Origin of the sequence: Thalassolituus marinus, assembly GCF_020320395.1 — a bacterium.
Taxonomy (GTDB): Bacteria; Pseudomonadota; Gammaproteobacteria; order Pseudomonadales; family Oceanobacteraceae; genus Venatoribacter; species Venatoribacter marinus.
In genome coordinates this window covers 41488-60820 of sequence record NZ_JAEDAH010000046.1, presented here as the reverse complement: position 1 = coordinate 60820, position 19333 = coordinate 41488, and the positions used below count along the sequence as shown (strand labels likewise).

Sequence of the window (19333 nt, the reverse complement as noted above, 5' to 3'; positions counted from 1 at the left end):
TTATGGCTTTATCTTCATTACTTCATCGTGCCTCGTTCGCTCTGAGCCGACGCGGCAGTCGTCACTTTAAAGAGGCGACCTTTAATTTGCAGGACACCCAGGTGCGTCGGCTGCGGAGTATCATGGCACTGGTTGAGGGCACAGAAACAGCTGCCCGCTACAGCCTCAGTACAGCCACCTGTCCTGTACGTTTTGCCCGCCAGGTACCACTCAGCAATTACGAAGACTGGCAGGCCGCCATCCAGCGCCAGCGTGACGGCGATGGCCAGCTTACCAGTGAAACATGCGAGCGTTACCAGCCCACCAGTGGCTCCACTTCACAGGTGAAGTGGATCCCCTACACGCCAGCCTTCCTGCACGAACTGGATCAGGCCATTGCGCCCTGGATAAGCGATCTCTATCAGCGCTACCCTGCAATCCGTCATGGTCGCCACTACTGGTCCTTATCCTGGGTGCCGCAAGCATTGCGCAGTGAGGCTGCCAGCGTTAATGACGACCTGAAATTACTGCCCTGGTGGAAGCGGCTGTTTATGGCCGGCACCATGGCAGTACCGGAAAATGTTTCACTGGCGCCAACGTCAGAATTATCGATGTTTGCCTCGCTTTGCTACCTGGCGTCCAGCCGGGATCTGACCATGATATCGGTCTGGAGCCCGACCTTTGCCATCGGACTGCTGGACACGCTGGCACAACAACGTGAGGCAGTATCCCGGGTATTGCTGTCGGGTCGCTGGCCAGCCGACAAACCTGAACTGCGTTATCTGAAAGCACCGAAGCAGCGCCATAACGGCCGGATTCTGCAGCAATGGGATGGCGCTATTAACGCAGCAACAACCGCTGCGCTGTGGCCGCAACTGGCATTGATCAGCGCCTGGGATACCTCATCTTCAGCCAGCTGGGCACAACAGCTACAGCAACTATTTGCTCACTGTAAGTTCCAGGGCAAAGGCCTGTGGGCTACAGAAGGCGTAGTCACCTTTCCCCTCAACGGCCAGTATCCACTGGCGCTGGAAAGCCATTTCTACGAATTCGAAAATCTCGAGAACGGTGAAGTTCTTTTCGCCTGGCAGCTGCAACGCGGTATGCGTGTGCGGCCGATTATTACCACCGGTAATGGCCTGCTGCGTTACGTGACCAAAGACCAGTTGCTGGTCGATGGTTTCCTTAACCAGTGTCCGAGTCTGCGTTTTATTTCGCGCCTGTCCGGCACCGATATGGTGGGCGAAAAAATGTCGCCGGAAGCCGTGCTGAATCTGTTTGATCTGCTGAGCAACCAGTTCGCCATCAAACCTGTCAGCTTGCTGGCGGTTCCGGGCAAACAGACCGACAGCAAACCCGGTTACCTGTTGTTGGCGGAAGGCAATGCGGATGCCGTTGCCGCCGTCAATGAACAACTGGAAGTGCTGCTGAATGAGCATTTTCATTACCGTCTGGCACGTGAACTCGGGCAGTTGCAGAGTGCCCAGACACAGATCAGCAGCAACGCCATGGATACATATATGCGTCTGCGCATTGCCAGTGGTGCCGTTGCCGGCAACATCAAAGTCGAACCGCTGACGCTGTGTCCTGAAGCTGCTGATTTACTTCACCACAGCGAGCAGCGGGAGGCCATCAGCGCATGAGTGAATACACTATTCGTCCGGCCCGCGCCGGGGACTCTCGCGGCTTACTGAATCTGCTGTCATCCACCGCGCAGGAAGGTGCTGTTCGCCTGACGTTTGAGCGAGAACCGGATTATTTTCATGCTGCCAGTGTCAGCACCAGCTCTCCGGAAATCTGGGTCATGGATCATCAGCATGCCGGTATTGTTGGCACCTTCAGTATCGGTAAACGTGCGGTATTTGTTAACGGTGAAAAAACCGAAGTGCGTTATGGCAGCGACCTGCGCATACATCCGGCATTTCAGCGTGGACGAGCGCTGTTTCGCATGTTTGGCCAGTATCGGGAAAGTATGCAAAACGACTGGATGCAAACCGTGATTCTCGATGACAACAAAGCATCAATGAATACAGTCGGCAGTGGCCGCAACATCCTGCCACAGTATGTACCCGCCGGTCATTTCACTACCCGCCTGATCAGCAATCGCAAGCGCACCGCATTACGTACATCCCGCGCCGTGCGCCGCGCTGACGTTAATGATATTTCAGCGATGCAGGCTTTCTTCGATCGTGAAGCAGCCAACAAACAGTTTTATCCGTGCTATGACTTTTCCCTTATCGGCAGTGATGACCCCTACTATCGCGGCCAGTCCTTGCAGGATTTCTTTATCCTGGAAGAAAAAGGTGAAATCACAGGCATCGCTGCACTGTGGAATCAGAAGTCATTTAAACAAACGCGGGTTTCCGGTTATTCCGGTTCACTGAAATATCTGCGCCCGGTCTACAACGCCAGCACCCGTTTTACCGGCATGCTGCCATTACCAGCCGTCAACGCCGTTAACCGTTACCTGACCCTGCATTCGGTGGTGGTAAAAAATAATCGTCCGGCGCGTTTCAGCAAGCTGCTGAACACCATCCGCCGCATCGCTCGCCGCTACGATGTGGATGGCATTGCCTGTGGTTTCGACAGCCGCGATCCATTGCTGAAAGTACTGCAGCGCTGTCCGGGACACACACTGACCAGCCAGCATTTTCTTGCGACCTATCAACCCGAAGCCATTGCCGATATTAATCTGTCGACGCTGGTATATCCCGAAATCAGCCGGTTGTAATTATTCATGTCACAGACAACAGACTACATCGCACAGTGGTACGAAGTTCGTGAAGAAATGGGAATCCCGGATACCATTCATTTATTTTTCCACAACCTCAGCAGCCGCCAGCAGGAATGGCAGCAGCATCGCCACCGCGATATGGATGGTATCGGCATGATCGCTAATACCCTGGAAGATATGGGCTATCAGTTTCCGTTATTACCCACCTGCCGCGACAAGCGCGAGCCGGGACTGCTGTCAGTCTGGAAACAACAACGTCAGCTGCCAAAGGACACGGCTCCAAAGCAGGTGCAATGGAAGTATTTTCGCGCCCAACACAACACGGCCTGCAACGATCCGGTGGTCGATATTATACAGCCAGCCCTGCTTGAACATCTGAAAGACTGCGCAGCCATGCGTCAGGTGTCACTCGCCAGTTTGTTGCTGGCCTGCCTGAACCGTGCGGCCTTCGAGCTGTTATTAAAACCAGACAGCACCGCCTACTGGTTTTATCCGGTCAACGTACGCGATCAGCTTAATGGCAGTAGCGATCGGGGTAATCGCTCCTCTGGTTTTTACCTGCCGGTGAAATACGACAGCAGTGCCGAATCCATTCACCAGCAAGTTCGCGAACGTTTCCGTAGTCAGCAACACTGGTGGCTGTGGAAACAGGCGCACATTGGTCGACTGGTTGGAAAATCCGGCGTGCGCTGGATTTATAAAACACTCAGCCGTAAGCAACATTATCTCGGCTCATTCAGTTTTCTCGGCGACTGGTCGATGCCGCAGCATCCGCAACTGGTGCTTGGCGTGTGTGGTGCCGGTACTGAAAATTATCCGATCGCCACCGGCATTACTGAATGCAATCAGCATATGTCGCTGGCGCTGAAGTTTCATCCCAGCATCTGTCGCGATGCACAAACATCTGCCCGCTGTCTGCAGCGCTGGATCGATATCCTGAAGGAAGAATCCGCTTATGAATAAGCTGTTGCCGTCACTGCTGGGCTGGGGCGCTGGTTTTGTTGTTACCGCATTAGCCGCGACTTACCTGATTGTGCAGGCGCCGCATCCGGATGCCGCCGCCACGGCCATTGCACCGCTGGCGGTACCGGTCACCAGCGTCACCCTGAGCGATGTTGCCATCCCGGTCATCAGCCATGGCAGGGTCAGTGTTACCCGCGAACATCAGCTCAGTGCCGCGGTGTCTGGCCGGGTACTGGAAATCAGCAAAGCATTTGTTAATGGCGCTCATATCGAAAAAGGTACGCTCTTACTGCGCACCGATCCGCGTCCATACGAACTGGAAGTTCATCAGCGCCAGTCGGACCTGGACCGCATGCTGCTGCAACTGGAAGAAACCCGCGCACTGGCAGAGGTTGCCCGCAGCCAGTCCGCCGACAGTCCGTTTGCCCGTTACATTCCGCAGATGCGTTTTGCCGAAAGTCAGGCGGCGGCCGCACGCGAAGCGCTGAAATTCGCTCGTCAGCAATTACGAGATACCCGCGTATATGCTCCCGTCAGTGGCCGTATTACCGGAGTGATGGTGCAGCCCGGTCAACAGGTATCGGCAGCTACCGTACTCGGCTTAATTCAGGATGACAGCTGGCAGGAAATCCGCTTGCCGGTCAGTGATCACGAGGCACACCTGCTCGGTATTAATGCCGATGACGGTGCAGGCGATTTCTCTCAAATCAGCGTCAGCCTGCGCACCTCAGAACAAGGGCCGGTATGGCCTGCGAAAATCGTGCGCAGTGAAGCTGAACGCGGACAGTTTCAGCAGATAATTCTGGTTGCACACCCGGATTATTCTGCCCGGCCAGGCACTCCCCATCTTCTGGCCGGTACTTTTATTTCTGCCGAAATACGTGGTGCCCAACGCAGTGATGTGCGCGTTATTCCACGTTCGGCATTGCAGGCTGATGATCGCCTGTTACTGCTTGAGCAGGGCAACCGCATCGTGACCCGCGATGCCGATATTATTCATCGTGGCCGCGATCTGATTTATCTCAGTAATGATTTACCGGCGGGAACCCTGCTGGTGAACAGCCGTCGCCAGACACTGCTGACCGGTACGCAAGTGACGCCGGTCAACAGTGACACTCTGGCCGCCACGCCGGAGAACTTTTAATGGATGCATTAATCCGCTGGTTTGTTGGCCACCGGGTGGCAGCCAATCTGGCGATGTTTGCCATTCTCGCTGCCGGTGTTGCCATACTGCCTTACCTGCGTCTGGAACTGCTTCCTAACGTCGAACTCGATCGAATAAGTATTCAGTCACAGTACCCCGGCGCTTCGGTCAGCAGCGTAGAGCAGCACCTGTGTATTCCACTGGAAAATGCCATTCACGATATTGAAGGGGCACAGGAGCTGATTTCCTGGTCTTACCCCGGACTATGCTCCATCACACTGGATATTGATGGCCAGACGGACAGCCGCAGCGCGCTGGCCACTATTCGCAGCCGCCTGGCCGATCCAACGCTGGTACCAGCAGAAGCAACTACTCCGGATGTGCAGGAGCTACTGGTGCGCAACCGCGCACTGCGGATTATCGTCAGCGGTAACGTGCCTTATGGCGATTTGCTGGCCAGCGCTCAGACCCTGCGCAGTGAATTACTCAGTTCGCCCTATATCAGCCAGGCCGATGTCAGCGACCGCGAAAAAGCAGAAATACGAATCAGCTTTTCCACCTTTAATCTGCAGAAATATGAACTGAATCTGCGCGATATTGCCAGCAGCCTGCGCCACCAGACCGGAGCCGTTGCAGGAGGTTATCTGCAGACCCGCGACGGTGATTTACTGATCGCAACACCGCAGGTGTTCCGCTATCGCAATGACTTTGCCAGCCTGGCGCTGGCTGCCGATCCGCGTGGCGATATTATCCGCAGTGGTGATATTGCCGATATTACTGACAGTCGCCAGCAAGCGATGGCACTGGCGCAGTTCGATGGCCAGCCAGCACTGGCACTGGACGTGTACCGCACCGGCAACGAAGACATCACCCTGCTGTCTCGTATCGTACGTCAGCACCTGCAGCAGCGAGCACCTCAGGCCGGAGTAGAATTCACCATCTGGGACGATCAGGCGGTAAACTTCAGCGCACGGGTGGAGCTATTGCTCAGCAATGCCTTCAGCGGGCTGCTGTTATTGTTTATTGTTCTGCTGCTATTTCTTAACGCCCACCTATCCTTCTGGGTAAGTGTTGGTATTCTGATTGCTTTTACCGGCACTCTGTTTGTATTACCAGCGACAGCGACCTCGGTTAATTTTATCTCGCTGTTCGCATTTATTCTGGTGCTCGGTATCGTCGTCGATGACGCCGTAGTCGTCGGCGAATCCATTCACAGCCAACGCCAGAGTGGGCTCGATGGAACTCAGGCAGCAATCACGGGCACCAGCGCCGTCGCGCGGCCGGTATTGTTTTCCGTGATCACCACCATTGTCGCTTTTACCCCGTTAATGTTTTTGCCGGGACCGGAAGGCATGCTGATCAGGGCGGTGCCCATTGTGGTTATCTGCACGCTGCTTTTCTCGCTGTTCGAATCCTTTTTTATTCTGCCGGCACATCTGAAAAGTGCTCCACTGAGCAACAGGTCAGTGCCGGCTTTATCTGCCCTGCAACAACGTTTCAGTAATGCACTGCAGAGCTTTATTCACACTGTTTACCTGCCTTTTCTGCGGACTGCATTGCGCCAGCCGCTGGCGATTATTATTGCCTTTATTGCTGCCTTTTTTCTGTGTTTGTTACTGATCAGTCAGGGCTGGCTGAAGTCGACGCTGATGTCGACCATTGAAGGTGACATTATTACCGCCACGGTGATGTTCCCACAGGGCTCATCCAGACAGACCACACAGCAAGCGCTGCAACAAATGACCACAGCAGCTCGCGCTGCCGAAGCCAGCAATACGGACAAACCCGGCACCATGATCCGCCATATTTATGCGGTGGTTGCACCGGATGATGGCCCTTCCAATCAGACCGTGTATAACCGCAGTTATCATCGAGGTCAGGTGCACCTGCAATTACCTCCGGCCGCAGAGCGCGAATTTTCTGCAGCCTTGTTTATTCAGCAATGGCGTCAGCAGCTGGGGGCTGTTGCCGGGGCCGAAAACGTAACCTTTTCCGCCAGTATCAATCCGGCAAAGGCCGATATTCAGATCGAATTTTCCGGCAATAAACAGACACAACTGAATGAAGCGGCGCGCCGTCTGAGCGATTATCTGAACCGCCTGAATGGTATCTACAGTCTGCAGCGCCTGCCGGACAACAGTGCCCCGCAACTGAATCTGCGGCTCAGCGATCAGGCTATCAACATGGGCCTGACGCAGGACAGCGTGCTACAGCAGGTGAATCAGGCATTTTACGGTCAGCAGGTGAGCCGCTTTTTCGATCAGGATGAAGAAGTCATCGTCTGGGCCGGTCTGAATGAGCAGGAACGAGCCTCGGCCTGGTACCTGGAAAATCTGCCGGTTGAATACAGCCCCGGACAAACCGCTCCGTTGAAAACCCTGGCAGATATTTCCCTGACCAGTGTGAATCCGTTTATCCGACATTTTATGCGCCAGCCGGTTGTAATGGTGTCGGCTTACGTCGACGCTACGCATAACAATGCCGAAACCATCCGCCAGCAGTTGTACCACGGTGTACTGGATGAAATGGTTGCCGACCTGCCCGGAGTGCGCTGGGATGTCGGAGGCTACCAGCGCGCAGTGGATTATTTTCTGCAGATTCTTGGCCAGTATTATCTGCTTGCCATCGGTCTGATGTATCTGCTGATGGCCATTCTGTTTGCATCCTATTTTCAGCCGCTGACAGTGCTGTTCGCTATCCCCTTTGGTCTGCTGGGTTCAGTAACCGGGCACGCCTTACTCGGACTGGATCTGACTCTCTGGTCGTATGTCGGCATGGTGGCTGTGAGTGGCGTAGTGGTGAATGACAATCTGGTATTACTGGATCGGATCAACCAGCTGAAAGCCCGTGGCAATGATACCCTGACGGCGGTAATTGAAGGCTGTGCCAGCCGTTTTCGCCCGGTTCTTTTGACGTCGCTGACCACGTTCGCTGGGGTACTGCCACTGATCAGCGAAAGCAGTGTGCAGGCCAAACTGCTGATTCCGATGGCGACTTCGCTTGGCTTTGGTGTGCTGTTTGCCACCCTGATCAGCCTGCTGCTGGTACCGGCCTTATGCCTGCTGGCCGACAGACGCCGCCCGGCGCTTCACCAGCCATCACAGGCAGAAGCAATAACGCAGGCCGGATAAGGTCTGCGTTTATTAACCACAAAGATACGTGCCGGTACCTACGGCAATCAGCAAACCTTCTTCGTTGTGAAATTCCATACGGGTAACAGCAACCTTGTTACCGATACGCAGCAGCGTGGCACTGGCGACAAATTCCTTACCCTTGCCCGGATGCAGAAAATCCACGCGCATATCAATGGTGCCCAGCTTGGCCAGTTTCTGCGGACGTTCGTTTTTCGGGATCTCATTTTTGTGCATCCGCTGCCAGGTAGCCACCAGCGCCATGGCCCCACCGGTTACATCCAGCGCCGTGGAAATTGCACCGCCATGCAGAATTCCCTGCAGCCAGTTACCGACCAGGTCGTCACGCATATTCATGGTGAATTCACAGCGAGTATCGCTGAGCAGCTTCGGCTTAAGGCCCAGTAATTTATTAAAGGGAATCTGGTCGAGAAAATTCATGGCCAGGTTCAGTTCGGTTTTACTGAACCCTTCTGTTTGCAATGTCATGTACTGACTACCTCTGATGTTCTTATCGTTATTGATCCAGCAATCAATGCCGGACATTGTTAACAGCCTGCATCCGGTAGTCAAACCCTGAGGCCGGTAGTGACCTCAGGAGATTACGCCTGTTCAGCCAGCTTCGGCCTGCTGCGCGGCCGGTGAGCGTGCGATGTAGGCCAGTGCCTGTGCCGTATCGCCCTCGTGCACCGGATGGAAACGCGGTGACAACCAGCGCAGCGTCGCTTTGAACAGGAAGCTGAACGCTGGTACGTGATCAGTCCGGCGACCACAACGTTCCATTTCCCGTGTCATTTTCAGCCAGCCCCAGCGCCCAATTTTCTGTACCTTCGCATCCTTATCCTGCGCTGCCAGAAAACGGGTACCAGTGAAAACAAAGTAGATAAATAACGGAAATACAAACGCCATCAGCAGCTGACGACTCAGATAGAAACCCAGTCGGGTTTTACACAAATGACGATGCAGATCGAACGCCACGGTGCGGTGTTCGACTTCTTCTGCCAGATGCCATTTGAACAGATCCGCCATCACCGGATCGGCTTTATCCCAACTGGTGTTATCCATTGCCCACTGACCGAGAATACCAGTGAAATGTTCAACGGCTCCAATGATGCCAACCCTTGTCACCAGCCACTGACGCTCCAGCCATTTCCACTGCAGCCAGCGCTGCCCCAGAGGTTCTTCACCGAGCAGGGTTTTAAACAGGAAGCGGACTTTTTCCAGATAGGGTTCACACTGAACATCATGGTGCTGCAGATAACTCTGTGCTTTGGTATGCACGCGGGAGTGCACTGCCTCCTGACGGATAAATCCTTCGACGTCTTCGCGCAGTTCGGCGTCACTGACCATTGGCAGCGCCTTGTTGTACACCCTGCAAAACCACAGCTCGCCTTCCGGTAATAACAGATGAATCGCGTTGGTCATGTAGGATGCCAGTGGGTCCTGAGGAATCCAGTGCAGCGCTGTGTTATTCAGGTCAAAACGAACCTTGCGAGCCTTCAGCAGGTGACGTTCATTGTTATCAGTCATGTCAAACACCCTCCGGCAGGTGTGATCCGTTCAGTGGTGTACGCGCCGGTGCCGATACTCGTGCTGCGCGTAACTCTGCATCTTCTTTGTTGTTGCTGACGGCATGGGCAAAGCCGCGAATCCATTGCGCCATCAGCGGGGCATGAGTCAGCGGAGCCCAGTGTGTTGCATCCAGATCACGGCGATAAAGGTGCTCAACCCATTCACCCAGCTCATCAAACAGTTGCGTGCCGACGTAATTATCACGAGTCGGTACGATCAGCTGCACCGGGCAATGAGCGTAGCGCTTCTGCGGACGCAGCATTTTGCCGATGAAGTTCGCGCGATACAGGCGAACCCCGATAACACCGTCGTTAGCCTGAGTCGGATTATCGTCCGGCTCGCTGACCTCTTCGCGCAAACGCAGGTAGCGGTTCCATTGCGCCGCAATCACCAGACGCCACAGCAGAGGTGCCAGCACGGGAATCTGAAAAAACACGATATACCAGCTGGCAAACAACTGACGAATACCGGCAAAGATGCGTAACGGTGACAACGAAAACAAATGGCTGCGCATCCAGAAACCCATGTGATCAAGGCACGGTCCGGAGACACTGCTGAACGAAATAATACGGCCCTGCAGCAGTTCAGTCGTAACCGATTCCCAGCTCTGAATAGAGCCCCAGTCATGAGCCGCCAGGTGGAAACGCTGGCCCGGAATAATCGCATCGGCGACAGCTTTCAGATCCTGCGCCAGCAACGGCATACGGTAATCCGCTACCCGTGCCGGTTTATCCGACTGGCCTGCGCCACGAACATCATAGGCAATGACAAAAAATTCGTCGGCAAGTTGTGCGGCAACCTGATCCCAGACACTGTGATTGTCCGGATAACCGTGTACCAGTATCAGTGCCGGATTCTGCGGGTTGCCACGGCTTTCTGCATACAGGTTGATGGCGCCGGTTGTTATGGCGTGACGAGTGACCGACATAACTGACTCCTTTTTTATTGTTAGCTCTGGATCTGCAAGTCGATGAGACCCGGTGAGAAGTGCCGGGAAAGTAGCAAACAATGCCATTGCGGCTGCAGGTTCCGCCGCGCCAACTTTTTCGGCCCGATTGCCCACATACCGGCAAATGAGAAACCTGATGGAATAAAAAAACGGGAGCCTTAGCTCCCGTTTTTTACAACGCATTCATGTCATCAATGAATGGTCGCGTGCCAGCGCTGATTACTGCCACCATGTACCGCATACAGAATCAGTGTACTGCCATTGCCGCCGGATACATCCAGCACCTGATTCACATCGATACGTGAACGCAGCAACTTACCTGCGTAATTGAATTGCTGTGCCGGGTTACTGGCATCGCAGTCACCCAGTTGCAGCACTGTATGGTCGTAGATCTGACCATCCGGAATTTCCAGACATTTCATCCCTGCTACGCCATTAATCATCAGCCCGGTGCCGCTGTCGTAACGCCACTGCTGATTATCACTGTCATTGCAGGCTTCCAGCGCCACCAGCGCACCGGTGTGGCTACCACCCACCGCACTGACGCACTGCCCCGTGGCTTCGCTACGGTACTGGGCGTAGCGGTTCTCCGACGACATCAGGCGCAGTTCCCACTGCTGATTTTCACCTCCGTGGTAACCCCACTGGCCGACATTGGCGCCATTACCAGTACCGTAGGCATCGGCAACGATATTGCTGTTGTGCTTACTGGCCAGTTTATTGCCACTGTAAGTCCAGCGCAGGTTATCTGAATCGACACAATCCCAGATCACCACACCGCCATCGTTGTACGCCTGACCACGGTTATCCAGGCACTTGGCCGGATTGGCTTTGTTGCGGAACATCTGTGCGTTTCTGTCGTACAGCCACTTCTGGTCCTGAGACGTCAACTGACAATCCCACAGCTGTACGTTCACGCCATTGCTCAGGTTGTCGTCATTACCCGGAATATCCATGCACTTTCCGGATTTACGGTTAACGATAGAGACCCAGTCCTGATCGTCCTGAGAATACTTTGGCGAATCGTTGGCGAGTGAACGTTCCCACATTTCCAGATACGCTTCGGCAGAATTCATAACCGACTCGTAAATACGTGAACTGGCGTGGGTGCGGATATCCTGAATGTGATCCGCCACCAGACCGTAATGCGCCAGACCTTCGTTGTTCAGGTCAAACACACGGTTACCGGTTTTTTGTTTGTCGATGACGATGCCAGCTTCGGTAACAAACGGATACTGCAGCGGATTGGTATCGGTATCACTGCGCGGATAGGCCTGTGAACCAATACCACCCATATCGGTAGAAAACGGCACACCCACCCGGTAACCAGTCGGTTCAATCAGATCAATAAACTGACCAATGCTCCATTCCAGACTGCTGGAACTGCTGTTGTACGGCGCCATCATGCCACCGGCAGCCGCGATACGTTCATGCACTTCATGCGGCGAACCGTCCGGCTTACGGTTCTGGTGACTGTGACCAGAAATAACACCGGAGTAATTGCGGGATTCGACGATATCCATAATGAAGCGAGCGGTTTTGGTAGAGGTGTGGTCAATCTCGATAATCATGCCTTTGTCGATCATGCGGTTAACCAGATACACACCCAGATCACTCAGGCCGTGAGTATTGCAGTGTCGACGGCTTTCATCGTACTGCGGGTTCAGACCAATGGCGGCGACAATATCTTTTATCACCGGCACATCGCCCAGCAGCGGGAAGCCACTGATCATGGTGCGGCCGTCGGTTTCTGCATCACAGGCTTCGGTCTCAAAGAAGCGGCCACTCGACAGCCACTGGCCGACGTTAATAAAACCGTCCTCCATACGCGCGCCGCCAAACTGGTTGTCGAAACGGTGAATCGGATACATCACCCGCACACCGGCGTCATAAACTTCCTGCAGCTGACGTTCAACGCTTTCTTTGCTGCAGCTGTCTTTCAGACCACAGTTGAACAGCTCAGACACCTCGATACCCATCAGCACCGCCAGCTTGCCATCAGCGATAACCTCACGTGCTTCCTTCGGTGTTTTAACCAGACGGAAGAAGCCTTTACCCGGCCCACCCTGCTGCGCATCGATGTAATCCTGCATCTGTTTCAGACGCTGAATCTGCAGATGAATACTGGCCATGGTGTTGCAGTTATTCGGATTGATCCAGCTGGCCGGATTCACCGTTTTCTGCACACTACACAGCACCTCGTTTTCCACCAGATGAGTCACCATCATCTGTAAGCCACCTTTATGCGCACGTTCAATCCACTTGTAGTAGTACTGCATGTGCGATACCTGGCGGCGGTTCGGCCAGGATGGGAAATCCGGCCAGCCACGGGTGTCATACCGATGATTCACATCGTCGTAGCCCATCAGGTTGCCAATAATATCCAGTGCGCCCCACGGGCCGTGATCACCGGAACTGTCATTGAGCGCAGTTTCAACGCCCCAGCGATGGAAGGGCTCACCATGAATCATTTTGCCGCCCATGAACTCATAGGAGGTAATGTGAGTATGTGGGTCGATAGCGCCGCGTACCGGCGTTCCGGCATCCCCTGCGGGCAGGTCGCCGTAGGCATTCAGTTCAGCTTCCGGAAACGGCTTACAATCATTCTGCGGCACCAGACGGAAATTGGTTTCAGAGCCTTCATTGGTCGGGTTGAGAATATCGATCACATACAGGCCGCCGTTGGTGTAGTAACCGGTACCGCCATAGTTGTGACGCAGAATCCTGGCCAGCTTCGGACCATAGAAGCTGTAAAGAAAGGTGCCATCATTCTGCTCACTGGCGCTGATTTTGAATTCGGCAAATTCACCGGCGTAGCGACCAGCAGAAATCTCGTTGGGCAGATGCGTGGCCAGATAGCGGCCATCTTCATCGGTCAGCATGAAATGGAAGAATGAGGTCGGCTTGAAATAAAAACTCGCAGCCGAGCCGATATCCGTGGCACGGAACTGCCAGCCAAGACCATCATCAATGGCACCACCTTTGGTGTAGCGATTCATGTACTTGCCATTGGTCGGTGACTGAATGGCGTAACACCCCTGAGCCAGCTGATGCACGGCATTTTCGGCATCGGCGCGGTCTTCAACCGGAGCGGGTGCCGGTGGTGGTTGAGATAATGCGGAGGCTTGCTGTGCGCCGCAGATCAGCCCTGTGAATAACAGAGTCTGGCAAATTACGGTGCTCAGCTGGCCGCTTAAAGAGCGTGCTGAGTATGTCATTATTGTTGTCCTGTTTTTCGGGCAGCAGGCTGATTCAGCCTGCTGCATACCAAACCGGACACCAGCGTTTCCTCCCAGCCGGCATCCGGGCCGAAGGCCAGCATGGTCAGTAGCGAAGATTTTCACGTAGGGCGATTCAGGCCGCAGACTGTGCAAAACCTGAATTTCACGAATCACTCAGACGAAATGCGACGCCCGCTATCACCCTCCGGGACAGCCGAATCACTACTGAGAACATAATCACTAACAACAGCGTCAGCCGGTTTTCTGGCGTCAGAAATCAACGGCGGCCGAACAACACAATTTCAGAGCACAACCTGTTGTCAGAAATTAGCCCAGACACTCCCACCAGCGGATAACGCTTTGCTCATCAAAGCGTCACATAAGCCTGTCATACTACTGCCTGAATCTGTGTGTTGCAGAAACATAATCAGTAGGCGCTCAACAAAGTTGCGTTATATCAGAGCGATTTCAGGCTAAAATCGTCATACTTTTCTTTTCTGCTTCCCGATCAGGAGATCCCCCATGGCTTTCAGCGATGCCCAACGCTTTTTCCCGGAAACCCGCATGCGCCGTATGCGTCGTGACGACTTCTCTCGCCGCCTGATGCGCGAGACAGTGCTGACCACCGACGACCTGATCTACCCGGTGTTCGTGCTGGAGGGACATGAAGAGCGTGAAGCGGTGGCCTCTATGCCGGGCGTTGAGCGCCTGTCGATTGACCTGCTGGTGAAAGAAGCCAAACACCTGTACAGCCTGGGTATTCCGGCGATGGCTCTGTTCCCGGTAACGCCGGCCAGCGCCAAATCTGAACTGGCGGAAGAAGCGTTTAATCCGAACGGTCTGGCGCAGCGTGCTGTGCGCGCCATTAAAGATGCCGTACCGGAAATGGGCATCATGACCGACGTAGCGCTGGACCCGTTCACCACCCATGGGCAGGACGGCATCATCGATCAGGAAGGTTACGTACTGAACGACCGCACTGTTGAGACGCTGGTGAAGCAAGCGCTGTCGCACGCCGAAGCTGGCGCAGACATCGTTGCACCATCCGACATGATGGACGGCCGTATCGGTGATATCCGTGAAGCGCTGGAAGAAGAAAGCTTTGTAAATACCCGTATCATGGCGTATTCCGCTAAGTACGCATCGGCGTACTACGGCCCGTTCCGTGATGCCGTTGGCTCTGCCGCCAACCTTGGTAAAGCCGACAAAAAGACCTATCAGATGGACCCGGCCAACAGCAACGAAGCCCTTCATGAAGTAGGTCTGGATCTGGCCGAAGGCGCCGACATGGTAATGATTAAACCGGGCATGCCATACCTGGATATCGTGCGCCGCATTAAAGATGAATTTCAGGCGCCCACCTTCGTCTATCAGGTGAGTGGTGAATACGCCATGCACAAAGCCGCCGCTCTGAATGGCTGGCTGGACGACAATGCCGTGATGTGTGAATCCCTGATGTGTATCAAACGCGCAGGCGCAGATGGCATTCTGACTTATTACGCAAAACAGTACGCCGAGTGGATTAACGGCTGATCTCCGTAAGGACGGATTATGACTGACGCAAGCAGCGAAATTAAACCTATCGACCTGAACAGCAGCGAGTACTACATCAACCGCGAACTGTCGCACCTGCAGTTTAATATCCGGGTGCTGGAGCAGGCGCTGGACGATACCCACCCGCTGCTTGATCGTCTGTTTTTCCTGTGTATTTTCAGTAAAAACCTTGATGAGTTTTATGAGGTTCGGGTTGCTAACCTGACACAGCAGCTGGTGTATGCACGCGAGCAGGCAGGGGCGGATGGTATGCACCCGCAACAGGTACTGAATGCCATACACACGCTGTGCAGTACCACCGTTGAGCGTCAGTACGAAATTCTCAATGACACCATGCTGCCAGCACTGGCTCAGGAAAATATCCTTTTTCTGCGTCGCGCAGACTGGACCGAGCAGCAGCGTGAGTGGGTACGCAGTTATTTCGAAGACAGCATCCAACCATTAGTCAGCCCGATTGGTCTGGATCCGTCACATCCGTTCCCACGACTGGTAAATAAATCGCTGAACTTTATCGTTGCCCTGGAAGGCAAAGATGCTTTTGGGCGTGAAACCGGCCTGGCAATTATTCCGGCGCCCCGTTCTCTGCCGCGTATTATTCGCATTCCGGATGAATTAGCCGGCGGTGGCGATAAATTTATTTTCCTATCGTCGATGATCCACGAATTTGCCGACGACCTGTTCCCCGGCATGAGCGTCAAAGGCTGCTACCAGTTCCGCGTTACCCGTAACGCCGACCTGGAAATCGACCATGACGACACCGCCGACCTGGCCACCGCACTGGAAGACGAACTGCACTCGCGTAACTTCGGCGAAGAAATGCGTCTTGAAGTGGCCGACAACTGCCCGGAAGAATTAATTAACTTCCTGCTGAAGCAATTCAATCTGGAAGCCAACGACCTGTATAAGGTGAACGGTCCGGTCAACCTTGGTCGCCTGATGGAAGTAATCGGCCAGATCAATCGTCCGGATCTGCAATACACCACCTACACTCCGGGTCTGCCAAAACACATTAAATTCAATAAGAGCATTTTTGAAAGTATCCGCGAAAAAGATGTTCTGTTACTGCATCCGTTTGAATCCTTCACACCGGTAGTCGACCTGCTGCGGGAAGCTGCAAAAGATCCGAACGTGAAAGCCATTAAACAAACGTTGTACCGTACCGGTGCCAAATCGGAAATCGTTAACGCACTGGTGGATGCAGCGCGCAGCGGCAAAGAAGTCACAGTGGTTATTGAACTGCGCGCACGCTTTGACGAAGAAGAAAACCTCTACCTGGCCAACCGTCTGCAGGAAGCGGGCGCGGTGGTTGTATATGGTGTAGTGGGCTATAAAACTCACGCCAAAATGATGCTGATTGTGCGCAAGGAAGGCGATAAATATAAACGCTACGTACACCTGGGCACCGGCAACTATCACGCCGGCAACGCCCGTGCTTACACCGACTACAGCTTTATGACCTGTGACGATTCCATCGGTGAAGACGTACACAAGGTGTTCCAGCAATTAACCGGTATGGGTGAAGCACTGCGCATTAAAAAGCTTTTCCACGCGCCGTTCACACTGCACAAAAAACTGATTGAGCTGGTTGATCGGGAACGCGCTAACGCCGAAGCAGGAAAGCCTGCGTTAATTCGCATGAAGGCCAACGGCCTGACCGAACCGAAGCTGATTAAGGCTTTGTATAAAGCCTCTCAGGCGGGCGTACGTGTTGAGCTGATTATCCGCGGTATGTGCTGCCTGCGCCCGGGCATTGAAGGTGTTTCAGAAAACATTGAAGTGCGCTCAGTGATTGGCCGTTTCCTTGAACACTCGCGCGTTTATTACTTCCTGAACAACGGCAAAGACGAAATTTACGCCGCCAGTGCCGATCTGATGGAACGTAATCTGCTGAACCGTGTGGAAACCGCATTCCCGATTGAAAACAATAAACTGAAGGAACGGATGAAGTCCGAGCTTGAGGTTTATATGCTGGATAACTGTCAGGCGTGGATTCTGCAGCAGGATGGCAGCTACGTTCGTGCGCAACCAGCCGCAGATCAGGAATTGGTTAAAGCACAGAGCATCCTGCTCGAAACCCTGGCCGCCAGCGCAGGTTAAGACAGCATTTTCACATACCGTAGCAAGGATGCTTCGTATGTATAAATCGGGGAAGATGACTACGTGCACAACATAAATAAAATTATCCTGACTCTGTTAACGATACTGTGTACTGCGCAAATCAGAGCTGCTCCAGAAAACACCAATAGTTTCAGTACCCTTTGCGCTGCTTTCAGGGAAGCTCAAACTCATTCAACAGACGAGTTGAAAATGAGTGCGTATGTGAATCAGGTCATCAAACAAAGACTATCCGGGACAGACGCTGGAAACGTAATGAGTGCAGTAGTACAGCTGCCTCCTGGGGAGCGCTATGCAGTAATCAAAGAGTCAGCCGAATACTCTTTGGGAATTGATTGGGACTGCAAAGAAATGAAGTCCCTGATGAAAAGTGCCGATCACTGAGCCGAAGCTGAGCCTCAACTTACATGAAGCTCAAAGCCGCCCGCTTTCTGGGCGGCAACCTCACCCTGTAAATCCCGCGCCGCCAGTCCATGCTCCTGCAGCCAGCCTTCCGGCATCCGCGCTTTAAGCACATCGCCGTCGACAGATAACTCCGGTACAGGTACCGGATACGCGCCGCGGCCATGATTCAGTATGACCGCCAGACGCAGTAAACGGGTGAGCCTCATAGCAACAAGCTGACGACTGCTGGCTAAACCTGCAAAGGCTTCGGCCGCCCATTTCCGACGATGACAGCGTACCAGCGCGGCCAGCTTCGCCTGCCCCTGCCGGGTAAAACCGAGCATATCCGCATGCTGCAGCAGGTAAGCACCATGCTTATGAAAACCACTATGAGCGATGGTAAGGCCTACCTCGTGCAGTTCCGCCGCCCAGCCCAGCAACTGTGCCGACTGGTCTTCCAGTTTCCACTCTTTCTGCACCTGCGTGAATAACGCCAGTGCCATGTCTTTCACACGTTCCCCCTGCGCCGGGTCGACGTAGAAGCGCTCAGCCAGAGAGCGAATCGTGCGCTCACGGACATTTTCATGGGCAGAGCGGCCTACCAGATCCCACAAAGCACCTTCGCGCAGGGCGCCATCGGAATAGATCATGCGCTCCAGCCCGAAGGTGTCGAATACCGCCTGCAGAATGGCCAGACCGCCGATAAACACCTGACGGCGTTCAGGCTTAACACCTGGCAGGGCAACGTCATCCACCGTTTTAAACTGCATCATGTGTTTACGCAGTTTTTTCATACCAGCCGACGTAATCCCTTCACTGGCCCAGCCGTTCTGAATAATGGCCTGCTCTGCGGCACGAATACTGCCGGACGAGCCCACCGCACTGTCCCAGCCCAGCTTTTTATAGTCGGCTTCGATATTCAGCAGTTCCTGACTGGCAGCGGCCACTGCTTCGTTAAAGCGCTCTTCGGTAATTTCTCCATCCGGGAAGAAACGGCGCGTGTACGACACACAGCCCATATGCAGACTTTCCAGCGCCTGCGGTTCAAAACGCTCGCCGATAATAAACTCGGTGCTGCCACCGCCAATATCGACCACCAGACGTTTGCCGGCATCGTCCGCCAGAGTATGCGCCACACCGAGGTAGATCAGACGCGCCTCTTCACGACCCGCGATCACTTCAATCGGATACCCCAACACCTCTTCAGCGCGCTCAATAAACTGCTGGCGGTTACGCGCCGCGCGCAGGGCGTTAGTGGCCAGCACGCTGACGCGCTTCGGATCCATACCCTGTAAATGCTGTCCGAATGCACGCAGGCACTCAATGCCACGCATCATAGCTTCTTCTGACAGCATGCCCTGAGCGTCCAGTCCGGCTGCCAGCTGTACCTTCTCTCCGCGCTTTTCGATGGTGCGGATTTCACCCTGAAACTCCTGAGCAATAACCATATGAAAGCTGTTGGAGCCTAAATCAACGGCCGCGATCAGGTCATGTGCCGGATTCTGGGTTTCTGTCATAGTTCATTCCCGAAAACATCGTTCTGCCAACTGCAATAAAGCAGCAGGCAGCACCAGAAAACATCTGCAG

General features: G+C 54.0%; 12 protein-coding genes. 7 read left to right on the top strand and 5 right to left on the bottom strand.

Features of this window, described 5'->3' with window-relative positions; genetic code table 11:
- Nucleotides 1-2: 2 nt before the first annotated feature.
- The 5 genes from I9W95_RS09810 to I9W95_RS09790 are packed head-to-tail and all read left to right on the top strand — an operon-like array spanning nt 3 to nt 7951.
- Entirely contained in the window at nt 3-1622 is a 1620-nt protein-coding gene (locus tag I9W95_RS09810) for a GH3 family domain-containing protein (RefSeq protein WP_225674348.1), read from the top strand.
- Nucleotides 1619-2710, top strand: coding sequence for a hypothetical protein (locus I9W95_RS09805; protein ID WP_225674346.1), 1092 nt, complete (start codon nt 1619-1621; stop codon nt 2708-2710). Before I9W95_RS09810 ends, I9W95_RS09805 begins: the two co-directional genes overlap by 4 nt.
- 6 nt (nt 2711-2716) lie before the next feature.
- Nucleotides 2717-3676, top strand: a complete 960-nt coding sequence (locus tag I9W95_RS09800; RefSeq protein ID WP_225674344.1) for a hypothetical protein — start codon at nt 2717-2719, stop codon at nt 3674-3676.
- On the top strand, nt 3669-4820 hold the full coding sequence (locus I9W95_RS09795; RefSeq protein WP_225674342.1) for an efflux RND transporter periplasmic adaptor subunit: 1152 nt from the start codon (nt 3669-3671) through the stop codon (nt 4818-4820). The genes I9W95_RS09800 and I9W95_RS09795 overlap by 8 nt, the downstream gene beginning before the upstream one ends.
- A complete protein-coding gene (locus I9W95_RS09790) occupies nt 4820-7951 on the top strand; it encodes an efflux RND transporter permease subunit (RefSeq protein ID WP_225674340.1) in 3132 nt (1043 codons plus the stop codon). Before I9W95_RS09795 ends, I9W95_RS09790 begins: the two co-directional genes overlap by 1 nt.
- 12 nt (nt 7952-7963) lie before the next feature.
- Here the strand turns inward: I9W95_RS09790 and I9W95_RS09785 are convergent, their stop codons facing one another.
- The 4 genes from I9W95_RS09785 to I9W95_RS09770 all read right to left on the bottom strand — a co-directional run bounded on the left by I9W95_RS09785 (nt 7964) and on the right by I9W95_RS09770 (nt 13690).
- Nucleotides 7964-8440, bottom strand: a complete 477-nt coding sequence (locus I9W95_RS09785) for a thioesterase family protein (RefSeq protein ID WP_225674338.1) — start codon at nt 8438-8440, stop codon at nt 7964-7966.
- A 123-nt stretch (nt 8441-8563) separates the two neighbouring features.
- On the bottom strand, nt 8564-9481 hold the full coding sequence (locus tag I9W95_RS09780) for a metal-dependent hydrolase (RefSeq protein ID WP_225674336.1): 918 nt from the start codon (nt 9479-9481) through the stop codon (nt 8564-8566).
- Between the two features lies 1 nt (nt 9482).
- Complete coding sequence (locus I9W95_RS09775; protein WP_225674332.1) at nt 9483-10451, bottom strand: alpha/beta fold hydrolase; 969 nt, start codon at nt 10449-10451, stop codon at nt 9483-9485.
- 212 nt (nt 10452-10663) lie between these two features.
- Nucleotides 10664-13690, bottom strand: coding sequence for a ricin-type beta-trefoil lectin domain protein (locus tag I9W95_RS09770; protein ID WP_225674330.1), 3027 nt, complete (start codon nt 13688-13690; stop codon nt 10664-10666).
- 525 nt (nt 13691-14215) lie between these two features.
- Here I9W95_RS09770 and hemB point away from each other — a divergent pair.
- Nucleotides 14216-15226 (top strand): porphobilinogen synthase, encoded by a 1011-nt coding sequence (gene hemB, locus I9W95_RS09765; RefSeq protein WP_225674328.1) that lies wholly within the window; start codon nt 14216-14218, stop codon nt 15224-15226.
- A gap of 18 nt (nt 15227-15244) precedes the next feature.
- The gene (gene ppk1, locus I9W95_RS09760) at nt 15245-17344 is read left to right on the top strand and encodes a polyphosphate kinase 1 (RefSeq protein ID WP_225674326.1); all 2100 of its coding nucleotides are present in this window, start codon (nt 15245-15247) and stop codon (nt 17342-17344) included.
- A gap of 416 nt (nt 17345-17760) precedes the next feature.
- Here the strand turns inward: ppk1 and ppx are convergent, their stop codons facing one another.
- Nucleotides 17761-19263, bottom strand: a complete 1503-nt coding sequence (ppx, locus tag I9W95_RS09755; protein ID WP_225674324.1) for an exopolyphosphatase — start codon at nt 19261-19263, stop codon at nt 17761-17763.
- Between the last annotated feature and the right edge of the window lie 70 nt (nt 19264-19333).